The organism is Phenylobacterium sp. (assembly GCF_022402485.1).
In the GTDB taxonomy this organism is placed as follows: domain Bacteria; phylum Pseudomonadota; class Alphaproteobacteria; order Caulobacterales; family Caulobacteraceae; genus Phenylobacterium.
Genome location: NZ_JAKRSA010000020.1, coordinates 155,320 through 171,325, shown reverse-complemented (window position 1 = coordinate 171,325; position 16,006 = coordinate 155,320). Strand labels below are relative to the sequence as shown.

The window sequence follows — 16,006 nt, the reverse complement described above, 5'->3', positions numbered from 1 at the left end:
GAGCCCGGTCATGGGTCTCATTCGAGTCGTCATTACCCGTATCGTCGAGGACGCTGCCGCTGCTCTGGCGGTGCTGGCGGCCGGGGTGCTGCTGCTCGCACAAGGGGGACGTTTCAGCGACCGGCTGGACATCATCACTCACTTCACCCCGGTCTTCCTGGTCCTGGCGATCCTTGCCGGCCTGCTTGGGGCCCTAACCCCGGCGACCCGCCTGCGGAGGTTCACCCTGGCGACCTCCGCCGCCGGCCTCGTCCTGGCGGCGTTGTTGGTCCTGCCGGAGATGTCTCGAAACATCCGCCCGCTTGCCGACCCAGCGCCGGCCGGGAGTGAGCTGAAAATCATCCAGATGAACAGCTGGGGTGGACGCAACGAAACCCTGGATGAAACCGCCGACTGGCTCGTCGCCCAGGACCCCGACATCATTGTCGCCCAGGAATCCAATCGACAGTTCCAGCGCGCCCTCGAGGCCCGGGGGGCGTTCCACCGAACCTGTGACCCCGAGGACAATTGTGAGGTGGTCATCTACAGCAAGGTCGCGCCGGTCTCCGGCGGCCTGCCCAAGGTCACTGAGGGGGCCTATTTCCCGGCCACACGGGCGACTTTTGAGGCCTCAGGACGCCGTTTCACGGTGATTGGGGCCCATTACACCTGGCCCATTCCCGCCGGGCCGCAGCAACAGCAGAGCCTGCGGCTGGCCAGGATCGCCGAGCTCTATGACAAGGAGCGGCTGATCATCGCCGGGGACTTCAACTCTACGCCCTGGTCGTTCTCCCTGCGCCGCCAGGATCGAGCGCTTGGCCTTTCGCGGCGCAATCGTGCCATGCTGACCTGGCCAGCCAGGGCGTTTTCCCGCTGGAATGTCCACATGCCCCTGGCCATCCTGGCCATCGACCACGTCTATGCGGGGGACGGGTGGCGCACGGTCCAGGTAGAGCGAGGGCCCTCCCTGGGCTCCGACCACTTTCCCGTAGTCGTGACCCTGGCCCCGGCCGACTGAGCGCCGGCCGGGAGAGGTGGCGACGCCTTAGGCGTCAGCCGCCACCTTCATGGAGACGATCTTGCCCGGGCTGCGCGGGGGCTCGCCCTTGGGCAGGGCATCGATGTGCTCCATGCCTTCGGACACCACACCCCACACCGTGTACTGGCCATCCAGGAAGCGGGCGTCGTCGAAGCAGATGAAGAACTGGCTGTTGGCGGAATCAGGAACCGCCGTGCGGGCCATGGAGCAGACCCCGCGAACATGGGGTTCAGGATTGAACTCGGCCTTCAGGTTCGGCTTCTTTGAGCCCCCTGAACCCGTGCCCGTGGGGTCGCCACCCTGGGCCATGAAACCCGGGATCACCCGATGGAAGACCACGCCGTCATAGAAGCCCTCCCGGGCCAGTTCCTTGATGCGGGCCACATGCCCCGGCGCCAGGTCCGGGCGCAGGGTGATCGTCACCACGCCGGACTCCAGCGTCATGATCAGGGTGTTTTCGGAATCCATCACTTTACCTCGGAAGGGATTTTGAGATTGCAGGCGGAGAAATCCGCCCCGTCTTCGGCGCGCATCCGCGCCACCTGAGCCGCGAACCAGGGGCCGGCGGTGTCCACCACCCGCACCGTCGGGCGCTCAGCCGCAGGAATGTCTGCCAGCATTCGCACCCGGGTCATCTGATCCTGGGGCGCGGCGACAGGCTCGCCGGTCTTTATGGCCCGCACCACCTCAAGGCCCGCCACCACCCGGCCAAAGGCGGTGTAGCGTTTCTCAAGGGAGGGATAGGCCTGACGCATCAGGAAGAACTGGCTGTTGGCGGAATTCTCTTCTGAACCCCGGGCCATGCCAGCCACGCCGGGGCAGTACAGCCCCCAGCCCGTGATCTTGCGATCGGCGGTCATGGCCATCAGCATCGGGCTCTGGGTCATGACCGGCATGACGCCGACAAAGCCGGTCTGGCTGCCGCCGGTATCGGCCACCGCGACGAAGGGATCGCCCGCCCCGCGCCGGAAGGTGAACTCTGCGGTCAGATCCGGCAGCTCCGAGCCGCCAGCGCCAGTGTCCAGGGGGTCGCCGGTCTGGGCCATGAACACGTCGATGACCCGAAAGAAGCTGCGCCCGTCATAGAAGCCCTGACGGGTCAGGGTCTTGATCCGCTCCACATGGGTCGGGGCCAGTCGCGGAGCGAGCTCCACAAAGATCACCCCCCGATTGGTGTCGATCACCACGACATTCTCAGCATCAGCCACACGCCAGTCGCCGGCACGCGGTGCCCCAAGGGCGGCCGGCTCGGCGGGCAAGTTTGCGCGCTGGGCAAAAGCGGGGGTGGCCGCCGCCAAGGCGAGGGCCACAATGAGTGAAGTGCGGATCATGGACTTATTCGCAATCAGCAGGAGCCTGGACCGCCAGACCGCCTGGATTCCCAACCGCCTGGACCAACTTGTTCAACAAAGCCGAGGCACCCCGCACCCATGGGATTGGCGAAGGCTTCGCCCTGCCCCATCAGCCGCGGACCTTGGCCATCAGAGCTTCCTTGACCCTCGGACTGACGAACTTGCCCACCTCGCCGCCGAGGGTGGCGATCTCTTTGACGAGACGCGAGGCGATGGCTTGATGTCGCGGGTCAGCCATCAGGAAAACCGTCTCGATCTCACGATCAAGCTGCTGGTTCATGGCCGTCATCTGGAACTCGTACTCGAAGTCCGCCACGGCCCGAAGGCCCCGGATAATCATGGTCGCCCCGATCTGGCGGGCAAACTGCAAGGTCAGCCCCTCATAGGGCTGCACATCGATCTCGATGGCCGAGGTCAGAGGCGCGGTTTCGGCCTTGATGATCGCCACACGCTCCTCGAGGGAGAACATGGGACCTTTGCCGGCGTTGATGGCGACGCCGATCACCAGCTTGTCCACCAGCTTCACCGCCCGACCCATGATGTCGGAATGGCCATTGGTGATTGGATCGAACGTGCCCGGATACAGCCCGATGCGGGTCATGCGACGTTTCCCCGTGTCTTAGTTCGTTCGGCTTTCGCCGCACGACACGACGAATGCAAGACCTAATCCTCGCTGACGTCGGGCGAGCCGTCGTCTTCGATCCCTTCGCCCTCTGCGACAGCGCCGTCGGATCCCTCCATCAGACGCTCCACCGAGACCACATGCTCGTCGGCCGCGGTGCGGAAGATGGTCACCCCTTGGGTGTTGCGCCCCGCAATGCGGACCTGGGCCACAGGGGTGCGGATCAGTTGTCCCTGGTCGGTGACCAGCAGGATTTCATCGCCTTCATCCACGGGGAAGGAGGCCGTCAGGCGCCCGCCGCGCTTGGTGAGGTCCTGGGCGATCAGTCCCTGGCCACCACGACCGGTGCGGCGGAAATCGTAGGCCGAGCTGCGCTTGCCGAAGCCTTCGGAAGACACGGTGAGGATGAACTCCTCGGCCGCGCCGAGGGCTGCAATGCGCTCAAGGGACAGGGCCTGGTCGACGGCGCTCTCGGCCTCATCGTCCTCGGATTCAGGCGCGGTCAGCTCTTCAGCTTCACCAGACTCCGCCGCGCGGGTCGCCGTCGCATGCTTCAGATAGGCTGCCCGCTCTGCCGGCGTGGCGTCCACCGACCGCAGAATGGCCATGGAGATGACCGTGTCGCCCTCAGCCAGACGCACGCCGCGCACGCCGGTGGAATCCCGGCTGGCGAACACGCGCACATCCTCCACCGAGAAGCGGATGCAGCGACCCGTTGACGTGGTCAGCAGAACGTCCTGGTCAGCCTGACAGACCGCCACGCCAATGATGGCGTCGCCTTCGTCCAGCTTCATGGCGATCTTGCCGTTACGGTTGATCTGCACGAAGTCCGACAGCTTGTTGCGCCGGACATTGCCCGAGCGTGTGGCGAACATGATGTCGTACTGATCCCAGCTGGCCTCGTCCTCCGGCAGGGGCAGGATCGAGGTAATGGCCTCGCCGGTTTCAATGGGCAGCAGATTGACGAAAGCCTTGCCGCGAGAGTTCGGCGCACCGACCGGCAGGCGCCAAACCTTCAGCTTGTAGACCTTGCCACCCGAGGAGAAGAACAGCACCGGGGTGTGCGTATTGGCGGAGAAGACGCGGGTGACCACGTCCTCGTCCTTCATGGACATCCCCGAGCGGCCCTTGCCGCCGCGATGCTGGGTCCGGTAGGTGGCCAGCGGGGTGCGCTTCACATAGCCCGAATGGGTGACAGCGATGACCATGTCCTCGCGGGCGATGAGGTCTTCATCGTCCATGTCGCCGCCGCCTTCGAGGATCTCGCTCCTGCGCGGCACGGCAAACGCGGTCTTCACCTCGATCAACTCGTCACGGACGATGCCCATGATCCGCTCGCGGGAGGCGAGGATGGCCAGGTAGCCCTGAATGGCCCCAGCCAGTTCGCCGGCCTCGCCGAAGATCTCATCGCGGCCAAGGCCGGTCAGACGCGAGAGGGTCAGGGCCAGGATTGCCCGGGATTGCTCCTCGGTCAGGCGGATCTGATCACCATCCTCCAGGATGGTGCGGGGGTCGGCGATCAGGTCCACCAGGGGCATCATATCCCCGGCCGGCCAGGCCCGCGCCGTCAGCCGTTCCCGGGCTTCCGCCGGATCCCGGGACGAGCGGATGATGTGGATCACCTCATCGATATTGGCCACGGCGATGGCCAGGCCGACCAGGACGTGGCCACGGTCGCGGGCCTTGGACAGCTCGAACTTGGTGCGGCGGACCACCACCTCTTCGCGGAACTCGATGAAGGCCACGATCAGGTCGCGGAGGTTCATCTCCCGCGGGCGCCCCCGGTCCAGGGCCAGCATGTTCACCGCAAAGGAGGACTGCAGCGGGGTGAAGCGATAGAGCTGGTTGAGCAGAACCTCCGCCGAGGCGTCGCGCTTGATCTCCACCACAACGCGCATGCCGTCGCGGTCGCTTTCATCGCGGAGGTCGGCGACCCCCTCGATGCGCTTCTCGCGCACCAGCTCGGCGATCCGCTCCACGAGGCCAGCCTTGTTCACCTGATAGGGCAAGGCGGTGATGACGATGGCCTCGCGGTCCTTGCGGATCTCTTCGACAGACGCCTTGCCGCGGGTGACCACAGACGCGCGGCCTGTCAGCATGGCCTGGCGTGAGGCCGCCCGGCCCATGATCTCGCCACCGGTTGGGAAGTCAGGCCCCGGTACGATGTCGGCCAGTTCCTCGATCCCGATCTGCGGATTGTCGACATAGGCCAGACAGGCGTCGATCACCTCGCCCAGATTATGCGGCGGGATATTGGTCGCCATGCCCACAGCGATGCCGCCCGCGCCGTTGACCAGCAGGTTGGGGATCCGCGACGGCAGAACCGCCGGCTCATGTTCTGAGCCATCATAATTGGGTTTGAAGTCGACGGTGTTCTTGTCGAGATCGGCCAGGACCGACATGGACGCCTTGGTCAGACGGCACTCGGTGTAGCGCATGGCCGCTGGCGGATCATTATCCACCGAGCCAAAATTACCTTGGCCGTCGATCAGCAGCAGCCCCATGGAAAAGGGCTGGGCCATGCGGACCATGGTCAGATAGATCGCCGCGTCCCCGTGCGGGTGATACTTACCCATCACGTCACCGACCACCCGAGCCGACTTCACATAGCTGCGGTCAGGGGTATGGCCCTGCTCGCTCATGGAGAAGAGGATGCGACGGTGGACCGGCTTGAGACCATCCCGGGCGTCGGGCAGGGCCCGGCTGACGATGACGCTCATGGCGTAGTCGAGATACGAGCGCTTCAGCTCGTCTTCGATGGCGATAGGGGCGATGCCCCCGCGCCGGCCATCTTCCGGTGGGGTATGGAGATCGTCTGTCAAAGCAGGGAAAAGCCGTCAGAATCGGACACAAAATCGGAAATGAGGTGTTAGCACCCTCGCGCGGTTGCGCCAACTTCGTGCACCGGGGCTCTCCCTGCGGCAGAGCCCATCTGACGGATCTTCAAACCCCCTCAAGGACCCCCCAAGGACGGTGCCAATCCTGCCGGTGACAGGATTGGTTCAGGTTGAAGGGCCTATGGCTGCCACCTAGATTAGTCAGGACATGAACATGACCCATGCTGCATCCTCCGCCCTGGCCCCTTTGGCCCTGGCACTTCTGGCCCTCGCCGGCCCGGCAGCGGCGGCTGACTCAATCCTGCCGGGCTATTGGGAAAGCACGAACCGGATGCTGTCGCCGATCCGCACCACGGATGTGGAAAAGCGTTGCCTGACAAAGGCTGACGTGGAGAAGTTCATGATGGGGCCAAGCAATCGGCACTACACCTGCACCTACCCCACGCGGTCCTTCGCCGGCGGCAAGATCCTTTTGAAGGGCTCCTGCGTCAGCAAGAAAGGTCGAGAGGTTGCCGTTTCAGGTGAAGGTAACTTCACTCCCACCACCTTCAAGCTGGTCGCCAACATCGCCACCACCTTTGCCGGGATCCCGGTGTCAGGCCGCGCCAGTACCGAAGCTCGCCGGCTTAGCGAAACCTGCCCGCCCAAGGACGCCACGGACTAGGCGATCTGCCCTAGGTGCCGGGCCCTCAAAGGGGCGAAGTTTGCCAGGGGCTTTCGGAGCAAGCGCCCGCTCCGCGTCTATCTGAAAGCCCCACCGAAAACACCCGAGCGAGGCTCAGCAAAACGGCCGGCCCACCAGGCCGGCCGTCCGCGGTTGGGCCAGACCCTAAGCCGGAGATCAGAAGGGGATTTCGTCGTCCAGATCGGCGGAGAAGTCCTCGCGCGGCCCGGACGGCTGGCTGCGCGGACCACTGGAGGAGAAACCGCCCCCAGAGCCGCCGCCGCCCTCATCCCCGTCGCCCCCGCGACCATCGAGCATGGTGAGTTCACCGCGGAACTTCTGAAGCACGATCTCGGTGGAGAACTTCTCGACGCCGCTCTGGTCGCTCCATTTGCGCGTCTGGATAGCCCCTTCGATATAGACCTTTGAGCCCTTGCGCAGATAGCTCTCGGCCACCTTCACCAGGTTCTCATTGAAAATCACCACCCGGTGCCATTCGGTGCGCTCCTTGCGCTCCCCGGACGCGCGATCGCGCCAGGTCTCCGAGGTTGCAACGCGAAGATTGGCCACCCGATCACCGGACGACAGGGCGCGGATTTCCGGGTCAGCGCCCAGATTCCCGACGAGAATGACCTTGTTTACGCTGCCCGCCATGTGGATGTCCTTGAAGTTGCGCAAAAGAGATAATCGGGCGACCCCGAAGGCTAGCCCGGTCGAACGGCGGGATCAACGCCTTTGTTCTGCCTACGTTCTCACTGAGCCGGTCGGGGCATGGCGCCGGGAATGGCCAGGCGCCCATCACCCGTGCGCACCAGGGCCAGATAGCGATTCTGCTCCCAGGACGGGGCCGTAAAGATGCCCTCGCGCTGCAGAAAGATGAAGTTGCTCTGATAGGCGCCGACCAGGGTGTGGGTGGAACCCCCCATCTGCAGGAACCGCACACGGATAGCTTCCAGGGCCGCCGCGCAATGCTCCAGGTCCGGCTGAGTTCCGGGGATTTTATTGTACCTTAAGGTCCCCTCAGGGGTCCGCACCACCTGATAACAGATGCCCGGGTCACCGGGGGGCGTGGTTCGCTTCTGACAGGCACCAAGGGCCAGGGCACAGACGCCAAGGAGGATGACGGTTCTCAACATGGTGAAATCCTACACCCGGATTGCTGCTGGGGCGAGTGATCAACCGATCTGAGGAAGGGTGCAGCCAGGCCCCTGGTCAGCCAGGGTTCGGAAGCGGCGATTGTCGGCCGACACCTCTACCCGTCCCGGCACCAAACGCAGGGTCTGTTGCATCCACCGCCCATAGGTCGCCGACCCCGCAGGCTCGCAACGGCCGGCAAACAGGGCTTGGACACAGGCGTTCAAGGTCAGGTCGCCGGGCATCCGGCGCCACTCAGATTCAGCGTAGCGCCAGCATGCCCCGGCGGGCTGGGCCGGAGCACCAGGTCCTGGCGTTGGCGTGCTCTGAGCCAGTTCAACAGGTGGCTGGGCCGCAGGGGTCACCGTCTCCACCGGCGGCGGCAGTGGGGTAAGCACAGTACCGGCAGCATCGGCGGCGGCCAGGGCTCCGGTTTCATCAACCCCAACGTCAAGGGCCCCCGTGGCCACACCGTTGCGTTGGGCGCACTCGGTCAAGGTCAACTCACCAACGAACTGACCGCTGACGAAACAGCGCAGCGGGCGGGCTGGGTCCAGACGGCCTTCATCCATGTCGGTGGTTTCAACGACTAACCCGGCCTTGGAAGCAGGTGGTGCCTCCTGAGGCTCATCCCCGCCCCGGGCCAGCAGGCCCACGGCAATGCCCATACCGGCCAGAAGCGCCAGGGCGCCGCCGATCAGGGACAGCACAATGCGACGGTCGTTCAGGAAATCCATGGGGCCTCGCACGCGGGGTTCCTGCCAAAGACCACATCAGCGGTTGCCGCGCGCCGAAAATTTGCCTTTGGCACCGCACAGCACAAGTCTGTGTGATCAACCGCCGGCTCTAGACCGCCCCCGCGACGGTTTCAAGAAGGCGCTACCCACCCCCGGTAAGTCGGTCGAGGGCCGCCTGATAGTTGGCGATCCGATTGGTCATATAGGCCGGCGCCGGGCCGCTGCTGGCGGCGTTCCGCTGAGCCAGGACGCTCTTGGGCGTCGCGGCGTCGCGCAGGTCGGAATAGATACGACGAATGACCCCCTGGGCCTGGGTCAGCTCGGAGATCGCGTGTCGGATCTGCTCGGGGGTGCCGAGATTGATCCTGGAGTGCAGTCCAAGCCCGTAGAAATTGGCCTGACCATCGGCGGCAACGGTCTTACCGTCCTCCAGTTTACTGGCCCGGATCACGCCTTCCTTCAGGCCCAGGATCGAAAGGGCGTCCTGTCCCTGGGCCGCGGGGGAAAGCTCGATCACTGAGCGATCATTGAGCGGCTTGATCTGCAACCGGCGCACACCTTCAGTCACGGCGGTATCGACCTTGACCTGGAACCCTGTCGCCCGCCGGATCTTGAGCATCAGGCTCTCGAGGGTCTCATCGACGGCGATGGTGATGGCCCGGGGCCGGCCGCCATTGGCAGTGATGTTGAATTGGTCGCCGGCCCGCAAGGCGCTCACGGCGGTGAGTTTGGCAGACCCGCCAAACGAAAGCTCGCCCGTGGGCAGGCCCAACCGATCGAGAACGCTCGCGCCTTGCTGGGCCACAGCGATGGAACCAGGCGTTGCATGGCCGTCCTTGCCCGTGAACTGCTGGGCCCAGTCGATGGAGCCCGCCGCCACATTCAGGCGCGCCAGGAAGCCGTCCGCCTTGCCCATGGCGGTCAGATTGGGCAGGGCACCGCCGGCCTTTCCTGTGAGCCAGACCTGGCCGTTGGAGACCGCCATGCCGGCGGCTTCATCGTCCCCTGCCCCGCCATAATAGGCCACAGCGTCAGAGGGCCCAGCGGTCAGGCTGGATGAAATCTGAGCGGCAAAGGCATCGATCCCGCCGGCATGAGCGCGGGTGACATTGCCGGCATTCAGGGCCGCATTTCGGGTGGAGCCGGCGATCACCACCTGACCGCCATCCAGGGCGAGACCGGTGATCGTCCCACCCTGCAGGTCGCCAAGATCACGTTGCGCGGTTTGAACCGGCGCGCCGCCAGAGACATCGAAGCGCCGGACAATAGCCCGACCGTCTTCGATGCTTGCCGTCACCAGTGAGGTCCCGTCGACCACCAGCCCAGCTGGCCGGTCATCGGACGCACTGCCAAAGGATTGAGTGAACAGAGACTGAGGCTCGCCCCTGGCATTGACCCCAAAGCCCTGGACGTAGGAATCCCAGCCGCCATGGGCCGTGGCACCGGGCATGGTCGACTTGGACCGGCCAGCGACATAGACGTTCCCATTGGCGCCAAAAGCGATCTGGCTGGCCTCGTCCTCCAGACGCGCACCACGTCTGGCCGTCCAGAGCTCTTCGCCCTTGTCATTGAACACGGTGACGAAGCTGTCGCTATTTTCAGCCAGGGCCGCCGTTGTGCCTGAATTGAGAGGACCATCGACCGCGCCGTTCAAGCCGCCGGTCACGGCACCGGCCACCGCCACCTTGCCATCCGCCGACACAGCCAGGGCCAGACCCTTGGCGTCCTCAGAGGCACCAAGGACACGGGTAAACAGCAGCTGGCCGGCCGAATCGTACTTCATCAGGGCGACATCGCGCTCGCCCTTGATCGACTGTCCGCCGGCCTCACCGGTGACGTCAGCCAGGACATAGACTGCGCCATCAGGCCCCACCTGTGTGGCCCGCACGGTCTCGATCTTGCCGGCGAGCGGCTTTGCGAAGACCCGGCCCTCGACCCAGTTGGACTCTCCCGCCGGCTGCGGAGGCGCGGCCACCACGCCGGTCTCGGTCTGGAACTTCAGCAGTTGATTGACCTGGACACCGTCATTGGTGTCCGGCTTTCCGTCCGGATCGGGGTCTCCGACCTTTTGGGTCAGGTAAACCGCGGGTGCAGTGTCGACGGCCTGGAACGAGACCTTTTCGGTGATGTCGGTCTTGACCTTCATAGCCCACTGATCAGGCGATGCGGCCAACTTGATGGTCCGCCCACCGGACTGAAACGAGCGCTCGGCGCCAGGAATGCGCTCCTGGGCAAAGCGGGTGGTGACTCCGGCGGCCTCTAGCTTGGCGTTGATGTGATTGATCACATTGGGCAGCGTCCGCGTCTGAACGCCCATCTCGGCCAGATCGATCTGGATCGTCTGGCTCGCATTGATCTGCTGGATGCCGATATTGAAGCGCACATCCCCCTGGAAGGCTGGGACGGCGGTGTTGGCCACGCCGGTGACCAGGGGGGCGGTCACATACTCGCTCTTGCCCCGGGCAATCCCGATCGTGGCCCGGGCGGTGTCAGACACTTCGGCGAAGCCCAGGCGGGCATTGTCCAGCTTTGCGGTGCCCACATAGGCCGACACCTCGGCCATGCCCTTGGTGAAGGCCGAGAGAATGCGCGAGGACTCGAAGCTGGACAGATTCTTGGTGTTGGCCCGCTCGGCCAGGGCGCTGAGGGTTCCCAGACCCTGATAGAGGGCAAACAGCTTCTTATAGTCAGAGCTGGCCCCGGAAAGATCGAGGGTCGCCGCGCTCTCATTGATCAGCTTGCCCCCTTGCAGAGCTGTCCTGAGCAGGGCGGACGGATCAGGCGGCTTGGCTTGCGCCGACCAGGGCGCCGTTGGGGCATAGCGAGTCGGCACGCCTCCAGTTGCCGCGCCCGACGCTCCGCCGAGACCGGTCAACTTGGCCTGGTAATAGTTCACCAGCAGGTTGGAATCGAAGCTGATCACGCGCTTTCCTCACGGACGGACGCCCGCGGCTGCATGATCACCCCGGCACTGCTTACAGTGGGTTAAGCTGAGACGAGGAAAGGGCCCGGCTCCTGTCAGGATCCGGGCCCATTTCATGAGCTCAACTCGAAATGATGCCTTAGCGGAAGAGCGACAGGATCACCTGCGGCGCCTCATTGGCGATGGACAGGGCCTGGGCCCCCAGCTGCTGCTGAACCTGCAGGGCCTGCAACCTGGCGCTTTCTTTGGCCAAGTCAGCGTCAACCAGATTGCCGATCCCCGCCGTCAGAACGTCGGTCAGCTTGGTGACAAACTTGTTGTGGGCTTCGATCTGCTTGGCCTGGGCACCGAGACTGCCCAGAGATTGATTCACATTGGCGATCGACGCGTCCAGCTGGGTCAGGATGCCCGACGCCAGGGTGGAGGTCGTGATCGAGGCCGTCGCCGCCATGGTGATAATGGAGCCGCCCAGGGACATGTTCTGGGTCGAAAGCGTGATGTAGGCGTTGGCATCCGCGTTGGCGAGGAACCGGATCGAACCGGCGATTGTCCCATCAAGGATGTTCGCGCCATCGAACTCTGAGTTCTCAACCACTTGCGTGATCTGCCGCAGGATCGACTTGAAATCCGAGTTCAGGGCTGTACGGGACGAAGCGTCCAGCGAAGGGTCCATCGCCGCAACGACCTTCTCCTTCAACTGCACCAGGAGGTCGGAGACCGATTCCCCTGCCGCCATCGAGACTTCCGAGATGGATTGAGCCCGGTTCAGGCTCATCTTCACCGCCCCAAGGGCACCGATATCGGCTCTCTGCCCCTGCGCGATGGACCACACCGAGGCATTGTCCTTGGCGTTCCCGATTTTCAAGCCGGTGCTGATGCGATTCTGAACGCCGGACAGCTCGTCATTGGTCCGGTTCAAATTCTGCAGTGCGATCAACGCAGACTTGTTGGTGTGAACACCGATCGCCATGGCCCGGACCTCCTTCGTCGTCCGCCGCCCGCATCACCTCCATGGGCGAGTCGCGGGTTGCTGTTCAAGGGCCAAGCTAGGGAATCATGGTGTCTAGATGGTTAACGCTCAACGGGCAGCGTCCGCCTCGGACCACCGAGACGGTTGAAAGGACTCATGTTCTTCGAACCCGGAAGCCGGAGCCGACGTCAGGCCTGGGTCTTCACCACGTCGCCGACCTCGTACTCGGTGCGGTCGCGCATCTTGAGGACCTCTTCCCGAGGGATCTGCGAGACCACCTCGCCTGTGTGGCGATCAACAGTCTTGTAGACATAGGCGCCGACGGCGGCGTCCTCTTCGATGATCAACCTCAGATCGGCCTGTTCTGACTTTGCGGCAGGTCGCGGAGCGGCTTCCGGGACGGGCCTGGCCACTGGAGGCGGGGTCCGCTCGAAGCTGGCTCTGTTCGTGGCCGCCACAGCCGCCACTCTATTATCCATCTGACAATGACCGGGACGTTTCTGTCACCGGCCCCTCTGATTGAGAACTGCAGCTGGCGGGAAGGTCGCCCTCCCCGCCGCCACAGCCGGCCCCAGACACAAGTGCGTCCAGGGCCGGAGACGGGTTAGCGGAACAGACCCAGCAGCGAGGAGCTGGAGCTGTTGGCGATGGACAGAGCCTGGATGCCCAGCTGCTGCTTGGTCTGCAGCGACTGGAGACGGGCGCTTTCCTTCGCCAGGTCGGCGTCGACGAGGTTGCCCACCCCGGCGTCGATCGTGTCCTGCAGCTTGCCCACGAAGGACAGGTGCGAAGACAGCGCCTTGGACCCGGTGCCGAGCTTGGACAGGGCCGAAGACACGTTGGCGATCGAGGTGTTGATCGTGGTGATCATCGCCGCAGCGGTGGTCTGGGTGGCGATCGAAGCGGTCGCAGCGACCGTCACGTTGGCACCGCCCAGCGACAGGTTCTGAGCCGCCACCGTGATCTTGTTCACGCCGTCGGCGCTGGCCAGGGCCGCAACCGTAGTCGGGGTGGTGGCTTTGATCATGTTGGCGCCGTTGAACTCGGCGTTGGTGACCACCTTGGCCAGCTGGTCGCGCAGGGCCTTGAAGTCGTCGTTCAGGGCCGTGCGGCTGGCGGCGTCCAGAGTGGTGTCGGAAGCGGCCAGGGCCTTTTCCTTCATCTGGAGCAGGGTGTCGGAGATGCTCTCACCGGCCGAAAGGGCCACGTCCACCGTCGAGATCGAACGCTGGAGGGAGTCCTTGACCGCGTTCAGGGCACCGGAGTTCGAACGCATATTCTGGGCAATGGCCCAGATCGACCCGTTGTCCTTGGCGCTGCCGACTTTCAGACCCGTATTGATACGGCTCTGGACAGTGCTCAGATCATTGCTGGTCTTGTTGAGGTTCTGAAGGGCGACCATCGCCCCGACATTGGTGTTAACGCTATTCATGCGCCTAGGTCCTTGTTCTTAAGGAAACCGGCCGTCGTTTTGACCGCCGCGGGCGTTTTGCCCAGGCCATAGGGCAGCAACAGGCGCGCCAAGTTTGCCTGGCGAGGCGCCTGCTCTCAAATTGCTGGATTCATTGCGTTATAGGTGCGTTAGGCACGTTGTGACTCGGCAGATTTTGCCGAGAGATCGGGCGCTGGGCAGAAACTGCCGACCAGCACCCGGCAGAAATCGCCGGGCGGCAAAGGCCCGGTAAAAAGTCTGCCGGACGGCGCAGACGCGCCGTCCGGCTTCAAGACCTTAACGGAACAGCGAGAGCAGCGAGCTCGACGACTGGTTGGCGATGGACAGAGCCTGAATGCCCAGCTGCTGCTTGGTCTGCAGCGACTGGAGCTTGGCGCTTTCCTTGGCCAGGTCGGCGTCGACCAGATTGCCCACCCCGGCATCGATAGAATCTTGCAGCTTGCCGACGAACGACAGGTGCGCGTTCAGAGCCTTCGAGCCAGTGCCCAGCTTGGACAGAGCGGACGAGACGTTGCCGATCGAGGTGTTGATCGTGGCGATCATCGCCGCAGCCGTCGTCTGGGTCGCAATGGAAGCCGTCGCCGCAATCGTCACATTGGCTCCACCAAGCGCCAGGTTCTGCGCCGCCACCGTGATCTTGTTCACCCCATCAGCGCTGGCAAGCGCCGCGACCGTAGTCGGCGTGGTGGCCGTGATCATGTTGGCGCCGTTGAACACGGCATTGGTGACCACCTTGGTGATCTGGTCGCGCAAGGCCTTGAAGTCATCGTTCAGGGCCGTACGGCTGGCCGTATCCAGGGTGGTGTCGGAAGCCGCGAGGGCCTTCTCCTTCATCTGCAGAAGCAGATCAGAGACGCCTTCACCCGCCGAGAGCGCCACGTCCACAGTCGAGATTGACCGCGAAAGGGATTCCTTGACGGCATTCAGCGCGCCGGAGTTGGACCGCTGGTTCTGGGCGATGGCCCAGATAGCGCCATTGTCCTTAGCGCTGGCGACTTTCAGGCCAGTGTTGATCCTGTTCTGAGTGGTGCCGAGATCCGAGTTGGTCTTGTTGAGGTTTTGCAGCGCCACCATGGCGCCGACGTTGGTGTTGACCGAGTTCATTATGTTGGTTTCCGTTCTGGAATGGAGACCGGCAATTTTTCGCCGGTGGGTCGTTCTCGACCCGAGGTAGTCCTCGCAATAGCCACGCCAACCAGGCGCCGTCACAGGCGCTACTTAGATATTTGTTTTATCTGGTTTTTTTTGAGATCTCGGCCGCGTCAATACGCCACAAGGCAGGATTGACCCCGACAAAATCTGCCCATGCGGCACCAATGGTGCGAGAACGAAAAAGGCCCGGCGCGACGGCCGGGCCCTTCACAGCTCCAGGGGCGGGATATGCGCCTCAGGCCGCCTCAGCGGCATTGGGAGACAGCCCCTGCATAATGATGCGGTTCACATCGATCAGGGCTTCAAAATCATCTTCTCGCCGGATTACCGCGCTGGTGTGCTTCTGAACCCAGATGCTCAGCGAAATGATCTGAGCGCGCAGGGACTCAGGCAGGTTGTTGTCCGCGTTGGCGCAGTCTTCCCCGAGCGCCATCCATAGGCGTCGGTTCCAGTCCAGGGCGTCGGCGCGGGTCCCGAAGTCAAACGGGTCGGCTTTTGACGCTTCAATGAGGGCACGGGTCACCTGGGCGAAGAGGCGGTACTCTGCCTCGCGCGGGGACTCAGCTCTCTGCGCCGCCTGCTGGTAGGCTCGTAGGGACATTGCCTAAAACCTCGTCCTCGTAGTCGATAAGCTTGCGGCACAGCATGAGGGCTTTGTAGTATTCCCGCGTCATGGCGTGCTTGGAGATGGAAACGCATTCGGCCAGGATCGCGGGATTACGCACCGCGCCCATGAACTCCGACAGACGTCGAACAAATTCGTCGTAATAACGCTCAGCGCTGGCCTCATCCAGATACATCATCATGACGGGGAAATAGACGCGCCGAGCTGGCGTCGTGACTTCGTCCTGCTGCATGATGTCCTTCTCACGAAGAACAGATGCCTTGTTCTGGAGCACCAAGGTTGAGCGACGATCGCCGTTTTGAACGACAGCGCCGTTTAAAACGAACTTCTCGCCTGGCTTCAGCGACAGCTTGAGCGGCAATGCTTGACCCCTATGTGCGCGCCCCGACGCGTTGTGCCCGACCGGCCTCAGAAGAAAAGACCGCGCGGACAAACACAAGCTAGGCGGTGACTGTTAACGAGCCATTGCTCGTCCTGCGGCGGAAGGCCGCGCTTAAGTAAGGGGTAACCATAATTGCG

The 16,006-nt window shown here is 63.7% G+C and carries 16 protein-coding genes; 2 read left to right on the top strand and 14 right to left on the bottom strand.

Annotated elements, in window-relative coordinates:
* Positions 1 to 10: 10 nt before the first annotated feature.
* Positions 11 to 997 carry an endonuclease/exonuclease/phosphatase family protein gene (locus tag MH112_RS07935; RefSeq protein ID WP_296566191.1) on the top strand — a complete coding sequence of 329 codons (987 nt, stop codon included), beginning with the start codon at positions 11 to 13 and terminating at the stop codon, positions 995 to 997.
* 27 nt (positions 998 to 1,024) lie between these two features.
* Here MH112_RS07935 and MH112_RS07930 read toward each other — a convergent pair whose 3' ends face one another.
* The 4 genes from MH112_RS07930 to gyrA all read right to left on the bottom strand — a co-directional run bounded on the left by MH112_RS07930 (position 1,025) and on the right by gyrA (position 5,814).
* Entirely contained in the window at positions 1,025 to 1,486 is a 462-nt protein-coding gene (locus MH112_RS07930; RefSeq protein ID WP_296566189.1) for a peptidylprolyl isomerase, read from the bottom strand.
* Complete coding sequence (locus MH112_RS07925; RefSeq protein WP_296566186.1) at positions 1,486 to 2,349, bottom strand: peptidylprolyl isomerase; 864 nt, start codon at positions 2,347 to 2,349, stop codon at positions 1,486 to 1,488. Before MH112_RS07925 ends, MH112_RS07930 begins: the two co-directional genes overlap by 1 nt.
* A 130-nt stretch (positions 2,350 to 2,479) precedes the next feature.
* A complete protein-coding gene (gene coaD, locus MH112_RS07920) occupies positions 2,480 to 2,971 on the bottom strand; it encodes a pantetheine-phosphate adenylyltransferase (RefSeq protein WP_296566183.1) in 492 nt (163 codons plus the stop codon).
* Between the two features lie 62 nt (positions 2,972 to 3,033).
* The gene (gyrA, locus tag MH112_RS07915; RefSeq protein ID WP_296566180.1) at positions 3,034 to 5,814 is read right to left on the bottom strand and encodes a DNA gyrase subunit A; all 2,781 of its coding nucleotides are present in this window, start codon (positions 5,812 to 5,814) and stop codon (positions 3,034 to 3,036) included.
* Between the two features lie 229 nt (positions 5,815 to 6,043).
* Between gyrA and MH112_RS07910 the strand changes: the two genes are divergently transcribed.
* Positions 6,044 to 6,493: a DUF3617 family protein gene (locus MH112_RS07910; RefSeq protein WP_296566178.1), complete on the top strand. Its 450-nt coding sequence runs from the start codon at positions 6,044 to 6,046 to the stop codon at positions 6,491 to 6,493.
* Positions 6,494 to 6,670: 177 nt separating this feature from the next.
* Here MH112_RS07910 and ssb read toward each other — a convergent pair whose 3' ends face one another.
* The 10 genes from ssb to flbT all read right to left on the bottom strand — a co-directional run bounded on the left by ssb (position 6,671) and on the right by flbT (position 15,848).
* Positions 6,671 to 7,147, bottom strand: coding sequence for a single-stranded DNA-binding protein (gene ssb / locus MH112_RS07905; RefSeq protein WP_296566176.1), 477 nt, complete (start codon positions 7,145 to 7,147; stop codon positions 6,671 to 6,673).
* 98 nt (positions 7,148 to 7,245) lie between these two features.
* Complete coding sequence (locus tag MH112_RS07900) at positions 7,246 to 7,629, bottom strand: hypothetical protein (protein ID WP_296566175.1); 384 nt, start codon at positions 7,627 to 7,629, stop codon at positions 7,246 to 7,248.
* Between the two features lie 39 nt (positions 7,630 to 7,668).
* Positions 7,669 to 8,364, bottom strand: coding sequence for a hypothetical protein (locus tag MH112_RS07895; protein WP_296566172.1), 696 nt, complete (start codon positions 8,362 to 8,364; stop codon positions 7,669 to 7,671).
* Between the two features lie 142 nt (positions 8,365 to 8,506).
* Positions 8,507 to 11,287, bottom strand: a complete 2,781-nt coding sequence (locus MH112_RS07890; protein WP_296566170.1) for a hypothetical protein — start codon at positions 11,285 to 11,287, stop codon at positions 8,507 to 8,509.
* A gap of 139 nt (positions 11,288 to 11,426) precedes the next feature.
* Complete coding sequence (locus MH112_RS07885) at positions 11,427 to 12,257, bottom strand: flagellin (protein WP_296566168.1); 831 nt, start codon at positions 12,255 to 12,257, stop codon at positions 11,427 to 11,429.
* 188 nt (positions 12,258 to 12,445) lie between these two features.
* A complete protein-coding gene (locus MH112_RS07880) occupies positions 12,446 to 12,715 on the bottom strand; it encodes a flagellar protein FlaG (RefSeq protein ID WP_296566165.1) in 270 nt (89 codons plus the stop codon).
* 146 nt (positions 12,716 to 12,861) lie between these two features.
* A complete protein-coding gene (locus MH112_RS07875) occupies positions 12,862 to 13,689 on the bottom strand; it encodes a flagellin (RefSeq protein WP_296566162.1) in 828 nt (275 codons plus the stop codon).
* Between the two features lie 297 nt (positions 13,690 to 13,986).
* Positions 13,987 to 14,814: a flagellin gene (locus MH112_RS07870; RefSeq protein WP_296566158.1), complete on the bottom strand. Its 828-nt coding sequence runs from the start codon at positions 14,812 to 14,814 to the stop codon at positions 13,987 to 13,989.
* A gap of 283 nt (positions 14,815 to 15,097) precedes the next feature.
* Positions 15,098 to 15,463 (bottom strand): flagellar biosynthesis regulator FlaF, encoded by a 366-nt coding sequence (gene flaF / locus MH112_RS07865; protein WP_296566155.1) that lies wholly within the window; start codon positions 15,461 to 15,463, stop codon positions 15,098 to 15,100.
* Entirely contained in the window at positions 15,423 to 15,848 is a 426-nt protein-coding gene (flbT, locus tag MH112_RS07860; RefSeq protein WP_296566152.1) for a flagellar biosynthesis repressor FlbT, read from the bottom strand. The genes flaF and flbT overlap by 41 nt, the downstream gene beginning before the upstream one ends.
* Positions 15,849 to 16,006 lie beyond the last annotated feature (158 nt).

Bases quoted from the DNA above. Each gene is read 5' to 3' on its own strand.
- MH112_RS07930 (WP_296566189.1), bottom strand. From the start codon at position 1,486: ATGGATTCCGAAAACACCCTGATCATGACGCTGGAGTCCGGCGTGGTG.
- flaF (WP_296566155.1), bottom strand. From the start codon at position 15,463: ATGTCCCTACGAGCCTACCAGCAGGCGGCGCAGAGAGCTGAGTCCCCG.
- coaD (WP_296566183.1), bottom strand. From the start codon at position 2,971: ATGACCCGCATCGGGCTGTATCCGGGCACGTTCGATCCAATCACCAAT.
- MH112_RS07895 (WP_296566172.1), bottom strand. From the start codon at position 8,364: ATGGATTTCCTGAACGACCGTCGCATTGTGCTGTCCCTGATCGGCGGC.
- MH112_RS07900 (WP_296566175.1), bottom strand. From the start codon at position 7,629: ATGTTGAGAACCGTCATCCTCCTTGGCGTCTGTGCCCTGGCCCTTGGT.
- MH112_RS07885 (WP_296566168.1), bottom strand. From the start codon at position 12,257: ATGGCGATCGGTGTTCACACCAACAAGTCTGCGTTGATCGCACTGCAG.
- MH112_RS07870 (WP_296566158.1), bottom strand. From the start codon at position 14,814: ATGAACTCGGTCAACACCAACGTCGGCGCCATGGTGGCGCTGCAAAAC.
- MH112_RS07935 (WP_296566191.1), top strand. From the start codon at position 11: ATGGGTCTCATTCGAGTCGTCATTACCCGTATCGTCGAGGACGCTGCC.
- MH112_RS07910 (WP_296566178.1), top strand. From the start codon at position 6,044: ATGACCCATGCTGCATCCTCCGCCCTGGCCCCTTTGGCCCTGGCACTT.
- MH112_RS07925 (WP_296566186.1), bottom strand. From the start codon at position 2,349: ATGATCCGCACTTCACTCATTGTGGCCCTCGCCTTGGCGGCGGCCACC.
- MH112_RS07875 (WP_296566162.1), bottom strand. From the start codon at position 13,689: ATGAATAGCGTTAACACCAATGTCGGGGCGATGGTCGCCCTTCAGAAC.
- ssb (WP_296566176.1), bottom strand. From the start codon at position 7,147: ATGGCGGGCAGCGTAAACAAGGTCATTCTCGTCGGGAATCTGGGCGCT.